Origin of the sequence: Streptomyces sp. NPDC088706, assembly GCF_044752765.1 — a bacterium.
In the GTDB taxonomy this organism is placed as follows: Bacteria; Actinomycetota; Actinomycetes; order Streptomycetales; family Streptomycetaceae; genus Streptomyces.
The window spans coordinates 1,151,440-1,173,277 of record NZ_JBIVLW010000001.1 but is presented as its reverse complement, the minus strand read 5'-3'; the positions used below and the strand labels follow the sequence as shown (position 1 = coordinate 1,173,277).

Below are 21,838 nucleotides of genomic sequence, written 5' to 3'. Positions count from 1 at the left end.
CCGCGCGACGGGCCTCCGGCGGCCGCCGGTCGGCGCCGGGAATTAGTTGCGCAGCAAACTGATCAAAAAAGAACAAATCTACCTAAGCTGGATAAATGGGTGGAGATGATGCGCGGCTACGGGCCGTGGTGGCGCTGGCGCAGACGATGGCCGCGGCCTACACGCCGCGCGAATCGTGGCGGGCGGCCGCGCTCGGGGCCCGCGACGCGCTGGGCGGCTCGTTCGCCGCGCTCTCCGTCTGGGAGCGGGACCGGGGCCGGCTGCGGGTCCTGGTGAACGCGGGGGAGCGGGCCGAGGGGGAGGAGGAGTTTCCCGAGGAGGAGGCCTACCCGGTGCACGAGTTCCCGGAGATCACCGAGTTCCTGCACGAACGCTGGGCCGGCGGCGGTGAGCCCGACGCCTGGGTGGAGACCGTTGACGGCCTGCCCGGTGCCGGCGGCCCGGCGCGCGGCGCCCGCCCCTACTGCCACCAGCGGGTGGCGGCGCTGAGGCGGCGGGGCCGGGGCTGCTGCGTGGTGGCGCCGATCGTGCTGCACGGCCGGGCCTGGGGCGAGCTGTATGTGGCGCGCCCGGCCGGAAAACCGGTCTTCGACCGGGACGACGCGAACTTCGCCACGGTGCTCGCCGCCGTCGTGGCCTCCGGGATCGCCCAGACCGAACGGCTGGAGGAGGTCCGCAAGCTCGCCTTCACCGATCCGTTGACCGGCCTCGCCAACCGGCGGGCCGTCGACATCCGGCTTGACGAGGCGGTCGAGGCGCACCGCGGTGCGGGGGTCGTCGTCAGCCTCGTCGTCTGCGATCTCAACGGCCTCAAAGCGGTGAACGACAACCATGGGCACGCGGTCGGCGACCGGTTGCTGGAACGTTTCGGCTCGGTGCTCTCCCTCTGTGGGGCGATGCTCCCGGACGCCCTGGCCGCCCGGCTCGGCGGCGACGAGTTCTGCCTGGTGGCCCACGGGCCCCCGGCGGACGACGTGGTCGCCGTGGCCACCGAGCTGTGCGACCGGGCGGCGGTGATCGAACTGGGCAACGGGGTCGCCTGCGGGGTCGCGTCGACCGGCGATCCGATCGGCCCGGTGCGCTCGGCCCGCCGGCTGTTCCGGCTGGCGGACGCGGCGCAGTACCGGGCCAAGGCCGCCCGCTCGCTGCGGCCGGTGGTGGCCGGGCGGGACGGCGAGGTCATCCGGCTCGCCGACTCCCCGCCGAAGTCCGCGCACGACCGGCGCAGGCTGCGCGGAAACCGGCCGTGATCACGCACGGCAGAGCGGTAAGGATCCTCTGCGAGCGGTAAGGGTCCTCTGCGAGCAGTAAGGGTTCCTCTGCGAGCGGTAAGGGTTCCCCTGCGAGCGGTAAGGGTTCCCCTGCTCAACCACTAGTGACATGGCGGGTTTCAATCCGTACGCTGCTGAATATGGATATGCACACTGTCGTGGTGGGGACGTCCGGAACCACCGCCGAGGACGTCGTCGCCGTGGCCCGCCACGGCGCACGGGTCGAGCTCTCCACCGCCGCCGTGGACGCGCTCGCCGCCTCCCGCCTCATCGTGGACGCGCTCGCCGCCAAGCCCGAGCCGGTCTACGGCGTCTCCACCGGCTTCGGTGCCCTCGCCAGCCGCCACATCAGCACCGAGCTGCGCGGCCGGCTCCAGCGCAACATCGTCCGTTCGCACGCGGCGGGCATGGGCCCCCGGGTCGAGCGCGAGGTCGTGCGCGCGCTGATGTTCCTCCGGCTCAAGACGGTCGCCTCCGGCCACACCGGCGTACGCCCGGAGGTCGCGCAGACCATGGCGGACGTGCTCAACGCGGGGATCACGCCCGTCGTCCACGAGTACGGCTCGCTCGGCTGCTCCGGCGACCTCGCGCCCCTCTCGCACTGCGCGCTCACCCTGATGGGCGAGGGCGACGCGGAGGGTCCCGACGGCACGGTCCGCCCGGCGGGCGAGCTGCTCGCCGCGCACGGGATCACGCCGGTCGAGCTGCGCGAGAAGGAGGGCCTGGCCCTCCTCAACGGCACCGACGGCATGCTCGGCATGCTGGTCATGGCCCTCGCCGACCTGCGTACCCTCTACACCTCCGCCGACATCACCGCCGCCCTCTCCCTGGAGGCGCTGCTCGGCACGGACAAGGTCCTCGCCCCCGAGCTGCACGCCATCCGCCCGCACCCCGGTCAGGGTGTCAGCGCGGACAACATGCTGCGGGTGCTGGCCGGTTCGGGCCTGACGGGCCATCACCAGGACGACGCGCCCCGGGTGCAGGACGCCTACTCGGTGCGCTGCGCCCCCCAGGTCAACGGCGCGGGCCGCGACACCCTGGACTACGCGGCCGTGGTCGCCGGGCGCGAACTGGCCTCCTCCGTCGACAATCCGGTGGTGCTCCCCGACGGCCGGGTGGAGTCCAACGGCAACTTCCACGGCGCGCCCGTCGCGTACGTCCTGGACTTCCTCGCCATCGTCGCCGCGGACCTCGGCTCGATCTGCGAGCGCCGCACCGACCGGCTGCTCGACAAGAACCGCTCGCACGGTCTGCCGCCCTTCCTCGCGGACGACGCCGGGGTCGACTCGGGGCTGATGATCGCCCAGTACACCCAGGCCGCCCTGGTCAGCGAGATGAAGCGGCTCGCGGTCCCCGCCTCCGCCGACTCCATCCCGTCCTCCGCGATGCAGGAGGACCACGTCTCCATGGGCTGGTCGGCCGCGCGCAAGCTCCGTACCGCCGTGGACAACCTGGCCCGGATCGTCGCCGTCGAGCTGTACGCGGCGACCCGTGCCGTGGAGATCCGGGCGGCCCAGGGCCTCACCCCCGCCCCCGCCTCGCAGGCCGCCGTGGCCGCGCTGCGGGCCGCGGGGGCCCAGGGCCCGGGCCCGGACCGCTTCCTCGCGCCGGACCTGGCCGCCGCCGACACGTTCGTACGGCGAGGGCGTCTGGTCGCGGCGGTGGAGCCGGTCACCGGGCCGCTGGCCTGAGCCGGTCCCGTACCTCCCCTCATACGGAAAAGGGCTGCCGCACCGGGGGGTGTGGCAGCCCTTTTCGCGGGTACGGAGGTCAGAGCACCGGGCGCGTCCCGGCCCCGGAACGGCGTACCGAGTAGGTGACGAAGCCCGCGCCGATGCCGAGCAGCGCGGTGCCGCCGATCAGATACGGGGTGGTGTCCACCCCGGGGCCGGTCTCGGCGAGCTGCGGGCCGGAGGCGGTGTCCTCGGCGGCCGGCTGGATACCTCTGCCGGGCGCGGTGGCCACGCCGCTCCGCGCGCCGGTCTCGACGGTCGCGTTGGCCGACGGGACGAACCAGAGAGCGGTCAGCAGCGTTCCCGCGGCGGTGGCGGTCAGGAGCGTGCGACGAGTGACGGACACAGTTTCGATCCCCTTGTGACAACCATGAGTTAGCCCCGTGGGCCGATGCTAAGCAAAGCAGCGGGTCGGAGGAAAGTCGCGGCCTCCACGAGCCCTACGCTCCGGAGTATGAGCACAGAAGAGACATCCAGGTTTGTTCGCGTTCGCGTGGAGATGGTGCTGGAGGTCACCGACCTCGACGCCCTCACCGGCACCGCCCTCGAATCCATCGCCGCCGAGTACGGGGAGCCCGTCTCGGGGATCACCGGGAAGGACTCCGCCGAGGAGCGGATGCATGCCGAGGCGACCGTCCGGGCAGACGGAGCAGAAGCCCTCGCCTCGCTGATCGACCCGTTCGACCTGGTCGCCGAAGTGCCCGGAGTCGAGCTCGCGCAGGCCTCCTGGAGCAGTGAGAGCGTCGAGTACGACCCCGACGCGGAGGGCTGGGACGGCGACGAGGACGACGAGGACGGCCCGTTCCTGGCCGGAATCGGCGGCGACGAGGAGGGGTACGGCGACGAGGTCGCGCACAATGGGAAGAACGACGGCGAGGACGGTGACCTCGCGCAGCGGGTCTGACGTGTGAGAACGACGGCCCCGGCCCCCGCTTCACGGCGGACCGGGGCCGCGCTGTGCGGAGGTCGCGGGTCGGGCTCGACAGCGGGAACCACCGCTGCCGCGGCCGCGTCGATGAGTGGTGTTCCCCACATCCCTGACGGATGCGGAACGGAGTGCCCGTCCTGGGTGTTCTTGGAACATTGACGGGGAATCGCCGCCTGGCGGCCCCGATCGGGGATTTTGGGGAAATCGGCAACGATGGAGAAGCGTGTGATGACGGACAGCAAGCGGCGCAAGGGCCTCGCGGCCGTGTCCGCACTGCTCGGCGGCGTGCTGGTGCTTTCGGCCTGTAGCGACGACGGCGACAAGAAGGCGGGCGCCGGAAGCTCGGAGTCGTCACAGGCGCAGGAGGTGGACAGGGCCGCGGCCGAGGACGCTTCCGAAGCGCAGATAGCGATCAAGCCGAAGAACGGCGCCACCGACGCCGGCATCAACAACGACGCCCAGGTCTCCGTCAAGAAGGGCAAGCTGACCGAGGTCGTCATGACCTCGGCGGACGGCAAGCCGGTCGAGGGCACGCTGTCGGCCGACGGCTCCAGCTGGAAGCCCGCAGGACAGCTGGAACGCTCCACCACGTACAAGATCAACGCGACGGCGCAGGACGTGAAGGGCCGCGAGGCCCACGAGAACAGCTCCTTCACCACCGTCTCGCCCGACAACAGCTTCATCGGGAACTTCACCCCCGAGGACGGCTCCACCGTCGGCGTCGGGATGCCCGTCTCGATCAACTTCAACAAGGCGATCACGGACAAGAAGGCCGTCCAGGCCGGCATCACCGTGACCTCCAGCAGCGGCCAGGAGGTCGTCGGCCACTGGTTCAACGCCCAGCGCCTGGACCTGCGCCCGGAGAACTACTGGCAGGGCGGCTCGACCGTCACCCTGAAGCTGGCGCTGGACGGCGTCGAGGGCGCCGACGGCGTCTACGGCGTGCAGCAGAAGACCGTGACGTTCAAGGTCGGCCGCAACCAGGTCTCCACTGTCGACGTGAAGACCAAGACGATGACGGTCACCCGCGACGGCAAGACCGTCAAGACCATCCCGATCTCCGCCGGCGCCCCCGAGAACCCCACGTACAACGGGCAGATGGTGATCTCCGAGAAGCACAAGGAGACCCGGATGAACGGCGCCACCGTCGGCTTCACCGATGACGACGGCAAGGGCGAGTACGACATCAAGGATGTGCCGCACGCGATGCGCCTGTCCACCTCGGGCACCTTCATCCACGGCAACTACTGGGGCAAGGGCATCTTCGGCAACGCCAACACCAGCCACGGCTGCGTGGGCCTCGCCGACGTGAAGGGCGCGAACGACCCCGGCGCGCCTGGTGCCTGGTTCTACGACAACTCCATGGTCGGCGACGTGGTCATCGTCAAGAACTCCCCGGACAAGACCATCAAGCCGGACAACGGCCTCAACGGCTGGAACATGGACTGGGCCCAGTGGACGGCCGGCTCCGAGGCCTGATCCATCCGCCCCACCCTCTCGCTTCACCCTCGTCCCCGCCCGAAGGCGGCGGCCCCCCGCAACGCCGGGGGGCCGCCGCCTTCGGCGTGTCCGGGCGAGCTCACCGGCCGGCACTCGGGCGCCCGGGGCAACTGCCGTCCTGGCATGCGGCTTTCGGCGCCCGGGTGGACAATGGAAGCGGGCGTTCCTGCCCCGGCCGCGGGGTGTTCCCGCCCCGGCCGTGGGGTGTTCCCGTCCCGGCCGCGGGGTGTTCCCGCCTCGGGCCGCCGACGCGGAACGGGGCCGCCATTCTCCGGGCCGCCCCCGACGGCCGCCGCCGCGGCGGTGTGCGTCCGCCCGGGCCGCGAACCGCCGGCCCGGCGACTCTCTCTGGCCCGCCGAGCTGCACAGCCGGACGGAGGATTAGCCGTGGTGATGAAGCAGGAAATGGTTCCGATGCGCGACGGATACGACATCGGCATCGGGGTGTCGATGGCGAGCGGCAGCCCCATGGCCCTCGGTGCGACAGGGATGGTGACCCCGCCGCAGGTCGGCGGCGGTGAGACCGGTTCCTTCACCTTCCGGCGCATCGAGACGACACAGGAACTGGAGTCGGAACTCGGCGTGGGAGCGGACATCTCGGCCGGGATCGGTCTCTTCAGCGGTTCCGCCTCACTCGACTTCTCCAAGCGGTGCCGGGTCCAGTCGAGCTCTCTCACCGTGATGGTGTCGAACTCGCGGGCCTTCGCCTTCAAACAGATGGACTCGCCGGAGCTGTCGAAGGCGGCGTCGGATCTGAAGAAGCAGGGGAAGCCGCTGGAGGAGCAGTTCGGCGAGTACTTCGTGCGCGGTATCGGCACGGGCGGCCGGTTCTTCGGGGTCGTACGGATCGACACCAAGAGCGTGCAGTCCAAGATGTCGGTCAACGCGGCCCTGGAGGGCAGTTACGGGGTGACGGTCTCGGCCGAGGTGCGGATCAGCATCTCGGAGGCGATGCGGAACGCGGAGGCGCGGGCCGAGGCGTTCATCCTCCACGACGGCGGCACCTTCACCACCCAGCCGCGCAGCGGAGACCCGGTGACGCTGTTGAGCGACCTCTACGATGCGATGGACGAGTGGACGAAGAGCGTGAAGGACTCGCCGCGGGCGTACACGGCGTCGCTGGCGCCCTACGCGATCGCACTGGGGCCGACCCCGCCGAACATCGCCGACATCGAGAAACAGCGCCGGGTGCTGATCCGCTGCGCGAAGCTGCGGTCGCAGAGCATCGACATGCTCAACCTGGTCGACTACGTCCTCGACATCCGGCACACCGACGAGTTCGAGTTCGCGCCGGACGGGCCGGACCTCCAGGTCCTGCGGGCGGCGCTCGCCGGCGACCTCGACGTGATCGAGGAGGCCGCGTCCTTCGCCATCGAGAACCTGAAGGAGGCGCGCGACCCCGAGGTGTACATGCGGGACATCCACGGGAAGGCGGACTTCCGGCTCACCGGGCTGCCGGCGAACATGCCGAGGCAGAAGGAGATCCTCCCTCCGGTCACCCCGCCGCCGCCGGCGGCGCCCAACGCGATGCCCAATCTCGTCGGCCAGCTGGCGGAACCGGCCATCAGCCTGCTGGCCTGCATCAACATGGAGGGCGTAGACCACTGCCTGAACTTCGTCGGGGCCCGGCTGGACGCGCTCGGACTCGACCGCAGGGAGCTGGGCAACTTCTTCTTCACCGTGCTCCGCAGCGGTGTGATCCCCGATGTCCGGGGCGACGCCAGCCGTCCGGGCTCGCGGATCACCTCGCAGTCGCCGGCTCCCGGTACCCCGGTGCAGCCGATGACGACCATGACGCTGGTGGTGACCTGAGCCGCCCGGTCCGGACCGGGCGGCCGGGCGCACCGGGAAAGGAGGGGCCATGTCGGCCACCGCACTGGAACTGGGGGAGATCGTCCAGGTCGAGATACGGGACGCGGCGGGGGTGGTGACGGACTTCTCGCACGACTACCCGGTCGATGCCAGCCGCCTGCTGCGGATTCCCTCGCTGAACATGATCCTCGCCGAGGGCAAGCCGCTGACGCCGGACCTGCGGGCCGAGATCGAGGACCGGTTCGTGACGGACGGCATCCTGACCACCGTCACCGTCAATCTCGGGATCCGGGGCGACCGGGTGGACCTGGAGAACACCGTCCAGCCGGGGGACAAGCTCTTCGTGCGGATGCTGAACCCCGACGGCACCATCGACGCGAGTTCCGGCTCGTTCCCGGTGGACGCCTCGGGCGGCATCAACATGCCCTTCCTGGGCGGGGTCCTCATCCGCGACAACCGCTTCTTCGAGGCGGAGCACCAGATCGAGCAGGGGTTGCTGGATGCCCAGATCTCCACGCAGCCGCTGGTCAACGTGACCCGCGTGGAGCTCTTCTGAGCCTCCCCTCCCGGTGACCGAGCCGCACCTGCGGGACGGGCCCCGGCCAGGCGCTCGTCCAGGAGACCGCCGTCATGACCACCGAGGTAGCCGTCATGACCACCGAGGTAGCCGTCATGACCTCCGAGGTAATCGACGCCCTCCGCTCCGCCCGGCAGCATCGTGGGTGTCAGGAAGCGCCACCCCGACCCACCCCGGAGGACCGGACCATGACCGCGTACGCCATCGCCCATCTGCGCCCCGCCGACGGCCCCGTCCAGGACGAGGTGCTGAGCTACATCGAGCGCATCCAGGCCACCATGGCGCCCTACGGCGGCCGCTTCCTGGTGCACGGGGCCGAGGTGGAGGTGGTGGAGGGGGAGTGGCCGGGCGCGCTGGTCCTCGTGGCCTTCCCCGGCGTCGAGGAGGTCCGCGCCTGGTACGCGTCCGCCGCCTACCAGGAGATCCTGCCGCTGCGCACCCGGCACCTCGACGGTGACGTGGTGATCGTCCCGGGCGTCGGCCCGGAGTACGACGCGTCGGCCACGGCGTCGGCGATGCGGGCGGCGCGGGAGAGCGTGGCGGGGTAGTGCGTCCGGGCGCGCGGCGGGGCGGCCTCCGCGCCCGGCGAGGTGGGGCAGGGCGGCACCCGCACCCGGCGAGGTGGGGCAGGGCGGCACCCGCACCCGGCGAGGCGGGGGCGTCCTACCTCGTGCGCCCCGCCACCGCCTCCCGGTAGTACCGCAGGTCGCTGCGGTGGACCTGGCGTATCCCCGCCAGGTCCGCGTGCGGCGCGGTGCGGGGGCAGCCGCCCAGGCGCTCGCGGGGTGGCGTTTCGGCGGTCGCCCGGCGGAGGTGGTGCCAGGGCTGGAGCGGCAGCCAGAGAAGGCCGTAGAGCCAGCGCAGGACCAGGCGGCGGAACTCCGGCCGGCCCGCGTCGGGCAGCCGGATCACCCGCACGCCCATGATCAGCTTTCCGGCGCTCGCCCGTACGGCCATCGTGAGCAGCACCTGGTTGGCGAAGGACAGCACGGTCAGCTGGCCGACCAGCACCGCCGCCGTCCGCCCCGCTCCCGCCCCCGCGGCTCCCAGGCAGGAGTGCACCAGCAGGCCGACGACCAGCAGGCACAGGTAGCAGTCGAGCCCGACCGCCAGATAGCGGCGCGTCTCGCCCGTGCCCCTGGGGATGCGGGGCCGGAGCCCTGGGGCGTCGTACGGGTGGGGCCGCGGCCGCACGGGAGGGGCGGCGGTACGGCCGAATCCGTACAACGACCTTGGCTGATAAGGAGGTTGCGCTCTCCGACGCCCCTGCGGCTTCGTCATGGGGAGCATCATGACTGATCGTCAGGCGGGGTGTCCTGGTTCCTGACGGGTAACCTCCCACGCCCTGAACGGCTTTCACCCGTCCCTTACCGGGATGCGAACGGATACGCGAACGCGTACGCGGACAGAACGGCCAATATGTGGATGGTCGTCGAAGATGATCGGGCGGCGGGGGACAATCGCGGCGTACGACGCTGGTGCCCCTGGGACAGGGGTGCCGACGCGCACGAGCCGACCAAGGAAGGTCCTGATCAGATGCCGGTCATCCCCGACGCCCCCGACTCCACCCGCGCGCACGACGAGGTGAACCGGGTCATCGAGCCGCTCTACGCCGAGATCCTGCGGCGCAACCAGGGTGAGAAGGAGTTCCACCAGGCGGTCCGCGAGGTCCTGGAGACGCTCGGCCCGGTGCTGGCGCAACGCCCCGAGTTCGTGGACGCCCGCATCATCGAGCGGATATGCGAGCCCGAACGCCAGCTGATCTTCCGGGTGCCGTGGGCGGACGACTCCGGCGACATCCACGTCAACCGCGGCTTCCGGGTCGAGTTCTCCAGTTCGCTCGGCCCCTACAAGGGCGGCCTGCGCTTCCACCCCTCCGTCAACCTCGGCATCGTGAAGTTCCTCGGCTTCGAGCAGATCTTCAAGAACGCCCTCACCGGCATGCCCATCGGCGGCGGCAAGGGCGGCGCGGACTTCGACCCCAAGGGCCGCTCCGACGCCGAGGTGATGCGCTTCTGCCAGTCGTTCATGACCGAACTCCACCGCCATCTGGGCGAGTACACCGACGTCCCCGCCGGTGACATCGGCGTGGGCGGCCGCGAGATCGGTTACCTCTTCGGCCAGTACAAGCGGATCACCAACCGCTACGAGTCCGGCGTCCTCACCGGCAAGGGCCTCGGCTGGGGCGGCGCCCAGGCCCGTACGGAGGCCACCGGATACGGCACGGTCCTGTTCACCGCCGAGATGCTGCGCAGCCGGGGCGAGTCGCTGGAGGGCCAGACCATCGCGGTCTCCGGCTCCGGCAACGTGGCCATCTACGCCATCGAGAAGGCCCAGCAGCTCGGCGCGACCGTCATCACCTGTTCGGACTCCGGCGGTTACGTCGTCGACGAGAAGGGCATCGACCTCGCCCTCCTCAAGGAGATCAAGGAGGCGGGCCGGGGCCGGGTCTCCGAGTACGCCGAACGGCGCGGCGCACACGCCCGGTTCGTGCCCGGTACGGGGCTGTGGTCGGTCCCCGTGGACGTGGCCCTGCCCTGCGCCACGCAGAACGAACTCCACGAGGCCGACGCGCTCGAGCTCGTACGCAACGGCGTCAAGGCGGTCGCGGAGGGCGCCAACATGCCCACCACCCCCGACGCGTTCCGGGTCTTGCAGGAGGCGGGCGTCGCCTTCGCCCCGGGCAAGGCGGCCAACGCGGGCGGGGTGGCGACGAGCGCCCTGGAGATGCAGCAGAACGCGTCCCGGGACTCCTGGTCCTTCGCCCACACGGAGGAGCGGCTCGCCGAGATCATGCGGCACATCCACGACTCCTGCCACACGACCGCCGAGCGGTACGGGAGCCCGGGCAACTACGTGGTGGGCGCGAACATCGCGGGCTTCGAGCTGGTGGCGGACGCGATGCTGGCGCAGGGGCTGATCTGAGGACGCCGCCACGGAGGTCACCGGCCCGCGCGGTTCCCGCCGGGCCGGTGCCGGTCCTCCGTGTCACATGAATTCGCCGTCAGCAGATCCGCCCGGAGCGCAACGCCCGACCCGTGCCCGCCGGGCGCACTGCTCCTAGAGTGGAGCGGTGACCATCCGAGCGATGAACCAGGCCCGCGTCATCCCCCTGCGCCCGCTCCCGCCTCCGGCCGGGCCCGCTCCGTCCCGGGAGCCGCTCTGGCGCGACCTCGTCGGGGACGTGCTGCGGAGGGAACGGCTGGCCCAGGGACGGACGTTGAGGGATGCGGCCGACGCCGCGCGGATCTCGACGGGCTACCTCTCCGAGGTGGAGCGCGGTCGCAAGGAGGCCTCGTCCGAGGTGCTGGCGGCCGCCGCCCAGTCGCTCGGCCTGAGCCTCGCCGACGTCCTGGCGCTGGCTCAGGGGGAGTTGATCAGACTGTCCGCTGCGCGGTCCCGGAGCCTGAGCGCCGGAGCCACGGGCCGGCCCGGCGGCCCGGGGGGCCTGACGGGCACCGTACGGCTGGCGGCCTGAGCAGGCGGCCCGGCCCCACGGCCTGGCGGCCTGAGCAGGCGGCCCGGCCCCCTGGCGGGCCGGGCCCTGGCAGTCCCTCAGTCGAGGCAGAACTCGTTGCCCTCGATGTCCTGCATGTTGATGCAGGACTCGTTCTCCTCGTCGGCGACCAGCACGCGCTCACACACCGCGCCGAGCGCCACCAGCCGGTCGCGCTCGGCCTCCAGTGCGGCGAGGCGCTCCTCGCCCACGAGCCCGGTGCCGGCCCGCACATCGATGTGCACCCGGTTCTTGGCGGTCTTGCCCTCCGGAACGCGCTGGAAGAACAGGCGCGGGCCCACCCCCGAGGGGTCGGTGCAGGCGAACCACGCCCCTTGCCGCTCGGGCGGCAGCGAGCGGTCGTAGTCCGCCCAGGTGTCGAACCCTTCGGGCGCCGGTGGGACGACGTAGCCCAGCACCTCGCACCAGAAACGGGCGAGGCGCTCGGGTTCGGCGCAGTCGAAGGTGATCTGGAGCTTCCTGATCGTTGCCATCCGGGCACCCTAGTGGCGCGTGCCCTCCACCGGCACCGGGTTTCCGTCCCGGGTGGCCGCTCAGCCCTCGACCGGTGCCATACCGATCGGGCAGGACACCCCCGTACCGCCGATCCCGCAGTAACCGCCCGGGTTCTTGTCCAGGTACTGCTGGTGGTACGCCTCCGCCGGCCAGAACGGGCGGCCCTGCGCCGGAAGGATCTCCGTGGTGATCTCCTGGTGGCCCGAGGCCGTCAGGACCTTCTGGTACGCCTGGCGGGAGGCGTCCGCCGCCGCTGCCTGGGCGGGGGAGTGGGTGTGGATCGCGGAGCGGTACTGGGCGCCCACGTCGTTGCCCTGGCGGAAGCCCTGGGTCGGGTTGTGGGACTCCCAGAACAGCTTCAGCAGCTCCTCGTACGAGACGACCGCCGGGTCGAAGACGACCCGGACCGCCTCCGTGTGGCCGGTCAGGCCCGAGCAGGCCTCCTCGTACGTGGGGTTCTCCGTGTAGCCGCCCTGGTAGCCGACCAGCGTGGTCCAGACGCCCTCCGTCTGCCAGAACTTCCGCTCCGCGCCCCAGAAGCAGCCGAGCGCGAAGTCCGCCACCTCCAGACCCTCCGGGTACGGGCCCACCAGGGGGTTGCCGAGGACCGTGTGGCGGGAGGGGACGGTGAACTCGGGGACGGGGCGGCCGCGCAGGGCCTGCTCCGGGGTGGGGAGCTCGGGGGTGCGGCGGTTCAGGAACATGCGGGTGGCTCCTCCGGGGTCGGTCGGGGTTCGCTCCGTACAACACGCGACCGGCTGCCGGGATTCCAGGCCGGCACGGGACCGGCGCCCGGGATTCCGGGCCGGCACGGGACCGGCGCCCTGGATTCCGGCCGGCACGGGAGCGGCGCCCGGGATTCCGGACCGGCACGCGACCCGGCTGCCGGGATTCCGGGACAGCGGCCGCGACACCTCAGTGCGGCAGCGTCGCCGGGGAGCCCCCGTTCGCCTCGTACCCCGCGACCGCCAGCGCCCGGTAGACCGTGTACTGCGCGGCCGGGTCCGCATCCGTCGTCCACGGCAGCGCGCCCACGTGGCCGTCGATGTGGACCAGCTGGTGCACCGCCTCCGACCAGCGCTCCATGTGGACCAGGAACAGCACCAGCAGATGGCGGACGTGGGCGAGCATCGGGTCGTCCGGGCGGGCCGCGTGCACCGCGAACATCGCTCCCTCGACCGCCTTGGTCACCACCTGGCCGCGGTAGAAGCCCTGCACCAGGTTGACCTCCGGCAGGTGCTCGTACACCGCGAACAGCGGCAGCGCGGCCAGCAGCGAGCCCTGCGGGGCGCGGGCGGCGGCGGCCGTGGCGAAGGCGTCGGCGTCCGCGCGCGACCCGTGCCACTTCTCGCAGTGGAAGTGCAGCGCCGCGATGTGCGCGCCCATGTGGGCCGGGGCCCGGTCGATGATCCTCGCCCAGAGCTGGTCGAACTGCTCGGGGGGGTAGGCCAGGCCCCGGGCCACCGCCAGCTCCACGATGTACGGCACCGGGTCGCCGGGCGCCAGCAGGGCCGCCTCGCCGCAGACCGTACGGGCCTCCTCCAGGATGATCCGGAAGTCGTCGCTGCCCGCCGCCGATGAGCGCCACGCCTGCTGCACCAGGAACTCCGCGTGCACCGCTGCCCCGCCCGCGTCCTTCGGAGCCTCCGCGCGCCAGGCCCGCAGCCAGGACCCGCCCTTGCCCGGCTGCCGCGCCAGCTCCAGCGAGGCGGCGCCCGCGAAGGCCTGCACCCGCTGCCAGCGCACCTCGCCCTCCTTCGGCGTACCGGCGAGCAGCTGGGAGGCGGCCCGCCAGTCCTGGGTGGCCTGGACGACGTCGAGCACGTCCAGGAGGTCCTGGTCCGGGCCCGGCATCCGGACGTCCAGCTCCTCCTGGCGGGCGAAGCCGTACGTGTCGGGGTCGGCCGCGTCGGGGGAGCCCGGGGCGACCTGGCGGATACCGCCCCGCCGGCGCATGACCCAGGGGCCGGCGATCGCGGCGAGCATGCACATCGCGAGCAGGAACAACAGAATCTCCATGGACCCATTGTCCCCGGAGCGGCAAGTGGCCGATGAGCACCCTGGCGACGAACTACGCTCGGGACCATGAGCGACCAGCACAGCTTCGAGACTCTCGCGATCCACGCGGGGAACACCGCCGACCCCCTCACCGGCGCCGTGGTCCCGCCCATCTACCAGGTGTCCACGTACAAGCAGGACGGCGTGGGCGGACTGCGCGGCGGCTACGAGTACAGCCGCAGCGCCAACCCGACCCGCACCGCCCTGGAGGAGAACCTGGCGGCCCTGGAAGGCGGCCGCCGCGGTCTCGCCTTCGCCTCCGGCCTCGCCGCCGAGGACTGCCTCCTGCGTACGCTGCTGACCCCCGGTGACCACGTGGTCATCCCGAACGACGCCTACGGCGGCACCTTCCGGCTGTTCGCCAAGGTCGCCGCGCGCTGGGGCGTGGAGTTCTCGGTCGCCGACACCTCGGACGTCTCGGCGGTGCGGGCCGCGATCACCCCGCGCACCAAGGCGGTCTGGGTGGAGACCCCCTCCAACCCGCTGCTCGGCATCACCGACATCGCCGCCGTCGCCCAGGTCGCGCACCAGGCCGGGGCCCGCCTCGTCGTCGACAACACCTTCGCCTCGCCCTACCTCCAGCAGCCGCTCGCGCTCGGCGCGGACGTCATCGTGCACTCCACCACCAAGTACATGGGCGGCCACTCCGACGTGGTCGGCGGCGCGCTCGTCGTCAGCGACCCGGAGCTGGCCGAGGAGCTGGCGTTCCACCAGAACGCCATGGGCGCGGTCTCCGGCCCCTTCGACGCCTGGCTCGTGCTGCGCGGCATCAAGACCCTCGCCGTCCGCATGGACCGGCACACCGAGAACGCCACCAAGGTCGCCGAGCTGCTGACCCGGCACCCCAAGGTCTCCCACGTCCTCTACCCGGGGCTGCCCGAGCACCCCGGCCACGAGGTCGCCGCCAAGCAGATGAAGGCCTTCGGCGGCATGGTCTCCTTCCGCGTCGCGGGCGGCGAGGAAGCGGCGGTCGAGGTCTGCAACCGGGCGAAGCTCTTCACGCTCGGCGAGTCCCTCGGCGGGGTCGAGTCGCTGATCGAGCACCCCGGCCGGATGACGCACGCCTCCGTCGCGGGCTCCCTGCTGGAGGTCCCCTCCGACCTGGTCCGCCTCTCCGTCGGCATCGAGAACGGCGACGACCTGCTCGCCGACCTCACCCAGGCCCTGGGCTGAGTCCCCGGGCGAGCCAGGGGGCCCGCCCGGCGACGGGCGGGCCCCTCACCACTCACCACCCCTCCAGCGGCGGCGTCACCTCGGCCGGCTCCGGCAGCCACGGCTGCTCGACGCCCGCCCACACCAGGAACGCGGCGAACACCGCCCCCGCCAGCCACCAGGCCGTACGCCGCACCCCGCGCCGCAGCCGCAGCAGCCGGGCCCCGCGCCGCGCGGCCCGGGGCGCCAGATCGGCCGGCACCGGCGGGTGCGGCCCCTCCAGCATCCGGCGGACCTCCTCCGCCTTGCGGTCCCGGTGCCCCGTCACGGCGTGGTCCCGGGGGGAAGGGCCGACCCGGCCGCGGGGCGCCGGCGGCCTCCCGAGCGCAGCACCGCGATCGAGCGGCCGCAGACCGCCCGTACCCGGTCCGCCGGAAGTCCCAGCAGCGCCGCCGTCCGGTCCTCGCCGGCCTCCTCGTACAGCACCAGCACCACTACCAGCCGCTCCAGCGGAGTGAGCCGCCCCAGCACCCCGCCGAGCGGGTGCCGGTGCCGCCGGGCCTGCCGGGCGAAGCGGACCGCGAGCTCCTGGCGGGTGCGGTCGTAGGGGTCCTCGCCGCGCAGCCGGTCCCACTCCGCGTACGTACGTGCCAGCGCGGCACTGAGCAGCCGTTCGGCCCGGACGTTGGCGCCCGCCGGTGCGGCCGGCTCGGCGGTGAGCAGTGTCGCCAGGTGCAGCAGGCGGCCGCCCGCGCCCGCCACGAAGGCCTCGAACTCCTGGGCGCGGAGCCGGTCCCGGTGGGTCTGCCGCTCTCGCATGGAGCTCATCCGAGCCCCGGGGGCCGGGCGTGGTCAAGGGGGGCGACACGTCGGGGGCGAAGCGTGCGCCCCGGCGGGTCCCGTGCCGTCGTTCAGGCCGGCGGCGCGGGGGCCGGTCGCAGGTGGATGGCGAGCAGGGCGATGTCGTCCTCCTTGCCCTCGCCGAACGACGCGAGGAGGAAGTCGCAGAGGGCCTCCAGCTCCTGGGGGCCCTTGAGCGTCGCGTCCAGGAACGCCGTGAGGCTGTCGTCGAGGTTCTGGGTGCGCACCTCCACCAGGCCGTCGGTGATCAGCAGCACACGGGTGTCCGGCGCGACCTGGTGGACGCGCGCGGGCGGGTGCGACAGCCGGAGCCCCAGCAGCGGGCCGTGCTCGTGGAGGTAGCGGGCGCTGCCGTCGGGGGCGAGCAGCAGGGGCGGGATGTGACCGGCGTTGGCGACGTGGATCCGGCTGCCGTCCGGGTCGACGAGGACGAGGCAGAGCGTGACGGTGAGGCCGGGCCGGGTGTGGGCGAGGAGGGCGTCGAGCTGCTCCAGCACATGGTGCGGCGGGTGGCCCTCCAAGGCGTAGGCGCGCAACGCGTGCCGGATCTCGCCCATGACCGTCGCGGCGACGAGCGAGTGCCCGGCCACGTCACCGATGGCCAGGAGCAGCCCGGCCGGCGTCTCCAGGGCCTCGTAGAAGTCGCCGCCGATCTCCGCGTGGTCGGAGGCCGGCCGGTAGCGCACGGCGAGGGAGACGCCCGGTACGCGCGGCAGCCGGTCCGGCAGGAAGGTGCGCTGGAGGGCGAGCGCGAGGGCGTGCTCCTCGTTGAAGGTGCGCAGCGCCTCCAGGGCCAGCGCACAGGCGTTGACGAGCTGCTGGAGGAGTTCGCGCTCGTCGGTGCCGAGGGCCGCGCCGGCCGGGACGGCGACGCAGACGGGCGGCCGGTTGCGCTTGGTCCGGGCCACCACGAGGACGACGTCCTCCTCGATCGGGTCGAGGGGGAGCAGCGCCTTCCACTGGCTCCGGGACATCTCCCGCACCTCGGCCCCGGTGTCACTGCCGAGGGCGTACGAGGCCAGCCGGTCGAGCAGTCCGGCGCGCGCGGGGGAGGAGCGCGGGGCGGTGTCCGGCCCCGCAGCGTGGCTGTGCACGGGCTGCCCCTGGGGGCTCAGGAAGATCGCGGTGGCGGGACTGGCCATGAGAGCGGAGGCACCGCCGGTCGCCGCGGCGGCGAAGGAGTGGAAGCCGACGGCCCGGTAGACGTCCAGGGTCGCCCGGTTGAGGGCGGCCAGCCGCAAGGAGAGACGTTCCGCCCGGCGCCGGGCCCGTACGTAGCGCAGGGCGGCCGTGACGGTGGCCAGGAACTCCTCCGGATCGACGGGCTGGTCGAGATAGGCGTCCGCGCCCCGGCTCAGCCCCTCGGTGTGGTCCTCCGCGCTCATGGAGATGGCCGAGACGTGGATGACGGGCAGCGAGGCGGTGCCCGGGTCGGCCTTGATCCGCTCGCAGACCTCGAAGCCGGTCATGTCGGGAAGCTGGACGTCGATGACCGCCGCCTCGGGCATCGGGGTGTCGCGGGCGCCGAGCAGGGCCAGGCCCTGGGTGCCGTCGGCGGCGTCGATCACGGTGTGCCCGGCCCGCCTGAGCCAGCTGGTCAGGACGTAGCGGTTGGTCTCGTCGTCGTCGATCACCAGGATGATCCCCGGCGCGCTGTCGCGTCGTGCTGTGTCGGTCACGCGTCGGCCTCCGGGGCGAGGGGTGCGGGCGGGGGAGCGGCGGGCCGGTGGGGCAGCCGGACCTCGACCCGGGTACCCACGCCGGGGGCGCTGGACAGCCGCAGGGTGCCGCCCAGCAGTTCGGCGAGCGTACGGGCGTAGGGGAGCCCGAGCCCGGTGCCCCGGTGGGCGCGCTGGAGCGGCCCCCGTACCTGGTAGAACTCCTCGAAGACCCGGGTCACCTCGGACTTGGGGATGCCCACCCCGGTGTCCGCCACGGTGAAGGTCATCCACTGCGGGGAGTCCCCGGGGTCCGCCGCGAACTCCAGCCGGACCTCGCCCTTCTCGGTGAACTTCAGGGCGTTCGACAGCAGGTTGCGCAGAATCCGGGTGAGCAGGGCCTCGTCGGTCACCGTGACGGGGAGCGTGCCCGGGTCGGGCGTCAGCAGCGCGACGTCGCCCGGGGTCCCGGTGGAGCGCATCACGGCCCCGAGCTGGCCCACCAGCGCCCGCAGGTCCACCGGCGCCGAGGTGATCTCCAGCTGGCCCGCCTCCGCCTTGGCCATGTCGAGCAAGTCGTTGACCAGGGAGAACAGGGTCTGCCCCGAGGCGTCGATGAGGGAGAGCTGGTGGCGCTGCTCCTCGGTGAGTCCACCGGGCCCGGACGCCAGCAGCAGCCGGGAGAGCGCGACCACCGCGTTCACGGGGGTGCGGAGCTCGTGGCTGATGTTGGTCCAGAAGCGCGTCTTGGCCTCGCTGGTCTCCCGCAGCCGGGTCGACTTCTCCTCCAGTTCGGCGTGGAGGGCCACGACACCGCTGTTGGTCTCCTCCAGCTCCTGCGACAGCTCGGTGTAGAGCGCGAGGACCCCTCGGTTGGTCTCCTCCAGCTCGTCGTTGAGCCTGCGCAGTTCCTCGCGCTGGGCCCGCGTCTCCTCCAGGGTGGCGATGAGGTCGCGGGTCTGCGCCCGCAGGTCGTCCGCGAGCGTGGTGGGCGCGTGGCGGCGCAGGGCCTCCCGCACCCGCTGCCGGGCGGGCGGGGTGTCGGCCCAGCCCGCGGGCAGCGGGTGCTCGGCGACGATCCGGTCCCGGGCACCCTCCGACGCGTGGCGGACCCGGTGCAGGAGGCGGGAGGCGGGTTCGAGGTCGGGGGCCGCCTTCGTACCGCGGTCCCACTCGAAGACGACGGCCAGGACGGGTTCGGGGCCGGCCGGCAGGGCGAAGGCCACCGTCAGCCCCTCGCAGCCGAGCCGGTCGCGGCCCAGCTCGCTGAGCGCGGTGGCGATGCGCACCTGGTCCTGGCGGTCCATGCCCAGGGCCTCCGCCGCGCTCTGGCCGATGCGGCGCAGAGCGAAGACGTCCTGCGCCGTGCCGAGATCGAACGCGGAGAGGGAGCCGGACCGTGCGGCGGACGCCATCACCAGGCTCCCTTGACGACCACGATCCCGGCGTCGTCGCGGCGCACGGCGGCCTCGCGCAGCAGCTGGCCCGCCATCACGGCCGGGGTGTGCCGGAGCAGCCCGGGCACATCGTCCGCCTTCCAGCGCTCGGTCAGCCCGTCGGAGTGCATGACCAGGGCCCCACCCGGTCGCAGGGGCAGCTCGAACGTCCGCAGACTCCGCATCTGCTGTCCGACGATGCCCGGCGCCGAGAGCAGGCCGTTGCGGGACTCGGGACCGAGGAGGACCCCGCTCACGTTGCCGATGCCGCAGTAGAGGATGCGCCGCGCGGCGGGTTCGATCCGGGCCACCGCGACCGCGCCGCCCCTGGTGCCGCGCAGCGCCGTGTGGATGTCGCGCAGCAGGCCCTCCGGGTGGCGCGCCGCGCTCTGCCGGAACGCCTTGACCGCGGCCTCACCGGCGAGCGCGGCCATCGGGCCGTGTCCCAGACCGTCGCAGAGCATGACCAGGATCGCCGGGTCCGGCGAGGAACCGGACGCCGCGGCCCCGGACCGCGGGTCGTGATCGGCGCCGGGGTCCACGCGTACGGCCCAGGCGTCACCGCAGCTCGTCTCACCGCTGATGGGCCGGGTCAGGCCGGAGGCCACGGTGGGACTCCCGCCGGCCATCTCCTCCACGGCCTCACGCGCCCAGAACTGGGCGGCCATGACGGTGCCCCGCCCGGGGACCGAGTGGATGTCGAAGACGTCGGCGAGCCGGGCCACCGCCCCGAGCCCGATGCCGAGCGTCCCCGCGGTGGACGTGCCATCCGCGAGGGCGGCCTCCACGTCGGCCATACCGGGGCCGGTGTCCACGGTGACGAACTCGACGCCGGCCCGGTCCGGGGTGCGCAGGACCCGCAGCAGCAGCGCCCCGTCGGTCGCGTGCCGTTGGAGGTTGGTCGCGGCCTCGGTGACCGCCAGCGCCACCTCCGATGACCGGTAGCCCTCCAGGCCGATGCGGCGCGCCAGGGTCGCCGCCGCTCCCCGGGCCGCCGAGGGCATCTCGGGGGCGGCCCGGAACCAGGCGATGTCCTCGCAGTCGAGGACTCTGAAGGGGGTCATCGCGCCCACTTGACGATCGTGACCGAGGTGCCGCGGCCCGCCTCGGTGTCCAGGAAGAACTCGTCGACCAGCCGGCGCGCTCCGCTGAGCCCCAGACCCAGCCCGCCGCCCGAGGTCCAGCCGTCGGTCAGGGCGAGCTCGATGTCGGGGATACCGGGTCCGGAGTCCGCGAAGACCGCCGCGACGCCGCGCCGCCCGTTGTTCTCCACCAGGCCCGCCCGCATCTCCCCGCCCCCGCCGTACACCAGGGTGTTACGGGCGAGTTCGCTGGCGGCCGTGATGAACTTCGTCTGGTCGACCAGGGACAGCCTGCACTCCTGGGCGAATGCGCGGACTTGCTGGCGGGCCCGTACGACGTCGTCGTTCTGGACGATCTCCTGCGTCTGCGGCTCCAGTCCCACCGCCCAGGGAACGTTCATCGCCGGTCCGCGCCGGCGGCGGACCGGCGCAGCAGCGCGAGACCCTTCTCCAGGTCGAGTGCGGTACGTACCCCGCCCAACGAGAGGCCCAGCTCCACCAGGGTGATGGCCACGGCGGGGCGCATGCCCACCACCACGGTCTCGGCGTCGAGCAGCCGCGATATCGAGGCGATCGTGGCCAGCATCCGGCCCACGAACGAGTCGACGATCTCGACCGCGGTGATGTCGATGACGACTCCGCGGGCCGCGCGCGAGACGATCTGCTCGGCCAGGTCCTCCTGGAGGTTCAGCACCGTCTGGTCCTCCAGATCCACCTGGATGGAGACGAGGAGGACGTCCCCGATCCGCAGGACCGGAACCCGCTCGGTCATCGTCCGCCACCCTGCTGCGCGACGAGGTCGATGCCGGACTTCTTCAGCGCGAGCTGGAGGGCGTCGGCGAGGGTCGCCTTGGTGACGATGTCACCGAACTCGATGCCCAGGGCCACGATGGTCTGCGCGATCTGCGGACGGATGCCGGAGACCGTGCACTCCGCGCCCATCAGCCGGGCCGCCACGATGGTCTTGAGCAGGTGCTGCGCGACCTGGGTGTCGACGGCGGGGACCCCCGTGATGTCGATGATGGCCTGCTCGGAGCCGGTGTCCACCAGCGCCTGGAGGAGCTTCTCCATGACCACCTGGGTGCGCGCCGAGTCCAGGGTGCCCACGAGGGGCACGGCGATGACACCGTCCCAGAGCTTCACCACGGGGGTCGACAGCTCCATGAGCTGGGCCGCCTGCGAGCTGATGATCTCCTCGCGGGTGCGGGTGTACGTCTCGATGGTGAACAGGGCCAGGTCGTCGAGGATCCGGCTCAGCCGGAGATACCGGCCGGTGTCCTCGGCCGAGTCGTTGCGCAGCGCCGGTTCGAGCGCCTTCTTGAGGGCCAGCACGCTGATGGCCGTCTCGCTGGGCGTGAAGCCCTGCCGGGCCCGGTTGCGCGACAGCTCGGTCAGCAGCGCCCGGATCTCGGACATGCCCTCGCCCCGGGCGTCCTCCCCGCCCTCGCCCAGCGCCTCCACGAGCGCCGCGTACAGTTCACGCAGTTCCCGGTCGACCTCCGCCTTGCTGATGCGGCCCTTGAGCGACCCGACGACGCTGTCGATCCACCGGTCCACGACCTTCTCGCGGTCGGCGGACAACAGTCCCACCAGATCGCTCTTGCTGTCCTGCTTCGCCATCGTCCGGCACCCCTCGAAGGTAAAAAGTATCCATCTGGCAACTCTGCCGAAGCGTACGGCAACGCCCACAGAGCCCGGACTGCCTGAGGGCGCGGATACGCTCGCGGGGTGGTGCGAGACGGACGGGGGCCGGGCCGG

The 21,838-nt window shown here is 72.4% G+C and carries 23 protein-coding genes; 10 read left to right on the top strand and 13 right to left on the bottom strand.

All coding sequences use genetic code 11. The features are described 5' to 3' along the window. Positions 1–95: 95 nt before the first annotated feature. Both ACIQAK_RS05270 and hutH read left to right on the top strand, forming a co-directional pair. A complete protein-coding gene (locus ACIQAK_RS05270; RefSeq protein ID WP_366390998.1) occupies positions 96–1,250 on the top strand; it encodes a diguanylate cyclase domain-containing protein in 1,155 nt (384 codons plus the stop codon). A 161-nt stretch (positions 1,251–1,411) separates the two neighbouring features. Then, on the top strand, positions 1,412–2,962 hold the full coding sequence (gene hutH, locus ACIQAK_RS05265) for a histidine ammonia-lyase (protein ID WP_366390999.1): 1,551 nt from the start codon (positions 1,412–1,414) through the stop codon (positions 2,960–2,962). 79 nt (positions 2,963–3,041) lie between these two features. On the opposite strand, the gene ACIQAK_RS05260 is transcribed toward hutH, so the two are convergent. Further along, positions 3,042–3,350 (bottom strand): hypothetical protein, encoded by a 309-nt coding sequence (locus tag ACIQAK_RS05260; protein ID WP_366391000.1) that lies wholly within the window; start codon positions 3,348–3,350, stop codon positions 3,042–3,044. Positions 3,351–3,503: 153 nt separating this feature from the next. Here ACIQAK_RS05260 and ACIQAK_RS05255 point away from each other — a divergent pair, with 153 nt between their 5' ends. From ACIQAK_RS05255 to ACIQAK_RS05235, 5 genes are all read left to right on the top strand, one after another. After that, the gene (locus ACIQAK_RS05255) at positions 3,504–3,908 is read left to right on the top strand and encodes a hypothetical protein (protein ID WP_366391103.1); all 405 of its coding nucleotides are present in this window, start codon (positions 3,504–3,506) and stop codon (positions 3,906–3,908) included. Between the two features lie 237 nt (positions 3,909–4,145). Then, a complete protein-coding gene (locus ACIQAK_RS05250) occupies positions 4,146–5,411 on the top strand; it encodes an Ig-like domain-containing protein (protein ID WP_366391001.1) in 1,266 nt (421 codons plus the stop codon). A gap of 411 nt (positions 5,412–5,822) precedes the next feature. Next, complete coding sequence (locus ACIQAK_RS05245; protein ID WP_401847764.1) at positions 5,823–7,244, top strand: hypothetical protein; 1,422 nt, start codon at positions 5,823–5,825, stop codon at positions 7,242–7,244. 49 nt (positions 7,245–7,293) lie between these two features. Beyond that, positions 7,294–7,800: a polysaccharide biosynthesis/export family protein gene (locus ACIQAK_RS05240; protein WP_366391003.1), complete on the top strand. Its 507-nt coding sequence runs from the start codon at positions 7,294–7,296 to the stop codon at positions 7,798–7,800. Between the two features lie 209 nt (positions 7,801–8,009). Further along, positions 8,010–8,369 carry a DUF1330 domain-containing protein gene (locus tag ACIQAK_RS05235; RefSeq protein ID WP_366391104.1) on the top strand — a complete coding sequence of 120 codons (360 nt, stop codon included), beginning with the start codon at positions 8,010–8,012 and terminating at the stop codon, positions 8,367–8,369. A 115-nt stretch (positions 8,370–8,484) separates the two neighbouring features. Here ACIQAK_RS05235 and ACIQAK_RS05230 read toward each other — a convergent pair whose 3' ends face one another. After that, positions 8,485–9,048 (bottom strand): RDD family protein, encoded by a 564-nt coding sequence (locus ACIQAK_RS05230; RefSeq protein WP_366391004.1) that lies wholly within the window; start codon positions 9,046–9,048, stop codon positions 8,485–8,487. A 309-nt stretch (positions 9,049–9,357) separates the two neighbouring features. On the opposite strand from ACIQAK_RS05230, the gene gdhA reads away from it, so the two are divergent. Next, positions 9,358–10,746, top strand: coding sequence for an NADP-specific glutamate dehydrogenase (gene gdhA / locus ACIQAK_RS05225; protein WP_366391005.1), 1,389 nt, complete (start codon positions 9,358–9,360; stop codon positions 10,744–10,746). A gap of 148 nt (positions 10,747–10,894) precedes the next feature. Then, positions 10,895–11,299: a helix-turn-helix transcriptional regulator gene (locus tag ACIQAK_RS05220; protein ID WP_366391006.1), complete on the top strand. Its 405-nt coding sequence runs from the start codon at positions 10,895–10,897 to the stop codon at positions 11,297–11,299. Positions 11,300–11,376: 77 nt separating this feature from the next. On the opposite strand, the gene ACIQAK_RS05215 is transcribed toward ACIQAK_RS05220, so the two are convergent. The 3 genes from ACIQAK_RS05215 to ACIQAK_RS05205 all read right to left on the bottom strand — a co-directional run bounded on the left by ACIQAK_RS05215 (position 11,377) and on the right by ACIQAK_RS05205 (position 13,852). Further along, positions 11,377–11,811, bottom strand: coding sequence for a VOC family protein (locus ACIQAK_RS05215; RefSeq protein ID WP_366391007.1), 435 nt, complete (start codon positions 11,809–11,811; stop codon positions 11,377–11,379). Between the two features lie 60 nt (positions 11,812–11,871). Further along, a complete protein-coding gene (gene msrA, locus ACIQAK_RS05210) occupies positions 11,872–12,537 on the bottom strand; it encodes a peptide-methionine (S)-S-oxide reductase MsrA (RefSeq protein WP_366391008.1) in 666 nt (221 codons plus the stop codon). Positions 12,538–12,748: 211 nt separating this feature from the next. Further along, on the bottom strand, positions 12,749–13,852 hold the full coding sequence (locus tag ACIQAK_RS05205; protein ID WP_366391009.1) for a hypothetical protein: 1,104 nt from the start codon (positions 13,850–13,852) through the stop codon (positions 12,749–12,751). A gap of 66 nt (positions 13,853–13,918) precedes the next feature. Here ACIQAK_RS05205 and ACIQAK_RS05200 point away from each other — a divergent pair, with 66 nt between their 5' ends. Continuing rightward, on the top strand, positions 13,919–15,064 hold the full coding sequence (locus tag ACIQAK_RS05200; RefSeq protein ID WP_366391010.1) for a cystathionine gamma-synthase: 1,146 nt from the start codon (positions 13,919–13,921) through the stop codon (positions 15,062–15,064). A gap of 52 nt (positions 15,065–15,116) precedes the next feature. Here ACIQAK_RS05200 and ACIQAK_RS05195 read toward each other — a convergent pair whose 3' ends face one another. The 8 genes from ACIQAK_RS05195 to ACIQAK_RS05160 form a co-directional block, all read right to left on the bottom strand. Further along, positions 15,117–15,329, bottom strand: coding sequence for a hypothetical protein (locus ACIQAK_RS05195; RefSeq protein WP_366391105.1), 213 nt, complete (start codon positions 15,327–15,329; stop codon positions 15,117–15,119). Positions 15,330–15,367: 38 nt separating this feature from the next. After that, positions 15,368–15,862: an RNA polymerase gene (locus tag ACIQAK_RS05190; RefSeq protein ID WP_366391011.1), complete on the bottom strand. Its 495-nt coding sequence runs from the start codon at positions 15,860–15,862 to the stop codon at positions 15,368–15,370. 92 nt (positions 15,863–15,954) lie between these two features. Further along, complete coding sequence (locus ACIQAK_RS05185; RefSeq protein WP_366391012.1) at positions 15,955–17,583, bottom strand: fused response regulator/phosphatase; 1,629 nt, start codon at positions 17,581–17,583, stop codon at positions 15,955–15,957. Continuing rightward, complete coding sequence (locus tag ACIQAK_RS05180; protein ID WP_366391013.1) at positions 17,580–18,977, bottom strand: ATP-binding protein; 1,398 nt, start codon at positions 18,975–18,977, stop codon at positions 17,580–17,582. The genes ACIQAK_RS05185 and ACIQAK_RS05180 overlap by 4 nt, the downstream gene beginning before the upstream one ends. Beyond that, positions 18,977–20,062, bottom strand: a complete 1,086-nt coding sequence (locus ACIQAK_RS05175; protein WP_366391014.1) for an ATP-binding SpoIIE family protein phosphatase — start codon at positions 20,060–20,062, stop codon at positions 18,977–18,979. The genes ACIQAK_RS05180 and ACIQAK_RS05175 overlap by 1 nt, the downstream gene beginning before the upstream one ends. After that, complete coding sequence (locus ACIQAK_RS05170; protein ID WP_366391015.1) at positions 20,059–20,481, bottom strand: ATP-binding protein; 423 nt, start codon at positions 20,479–20,481, stop codon at positions 20,059–20,061. Before ACIQAK_RS05170 ends, ACIQAK_RS05175 begins: the two co-directional genes overlap by 4 nt. Beyond that, positions 20,478–20,852, bottom strand: coding sequence for an STAS domain-containing protein (locus tag ACIQAK_RS05165; protein WP_151509958.1), 375 nt, complete (start codon positions 20,850–20,852; stop codon positions 20,478–20,480). Before ACIQAK_RS05165 ends, ACIQAK_RS05170 begins: the two co-directional genes overlap by 4 nt. Continuing rightward, complete coding sequence (locus tag ACIQAK_RS05160) at positions 20,849–21,700, bottom strand: STAS domain-containing protein (protein ID WP_366391016.1); 852 nt, start codon at positions 21,698–21,700, stop codon at positions 20,849–20,851. The genes ACIQAK_RS05165 and ACIQAK_RS05160 overlap by 4 nt, the downstream gene beginning before the upstream one ends. Between the last annotated feature and the right edge of the window lie 138 nt (positions 21,701–21,838).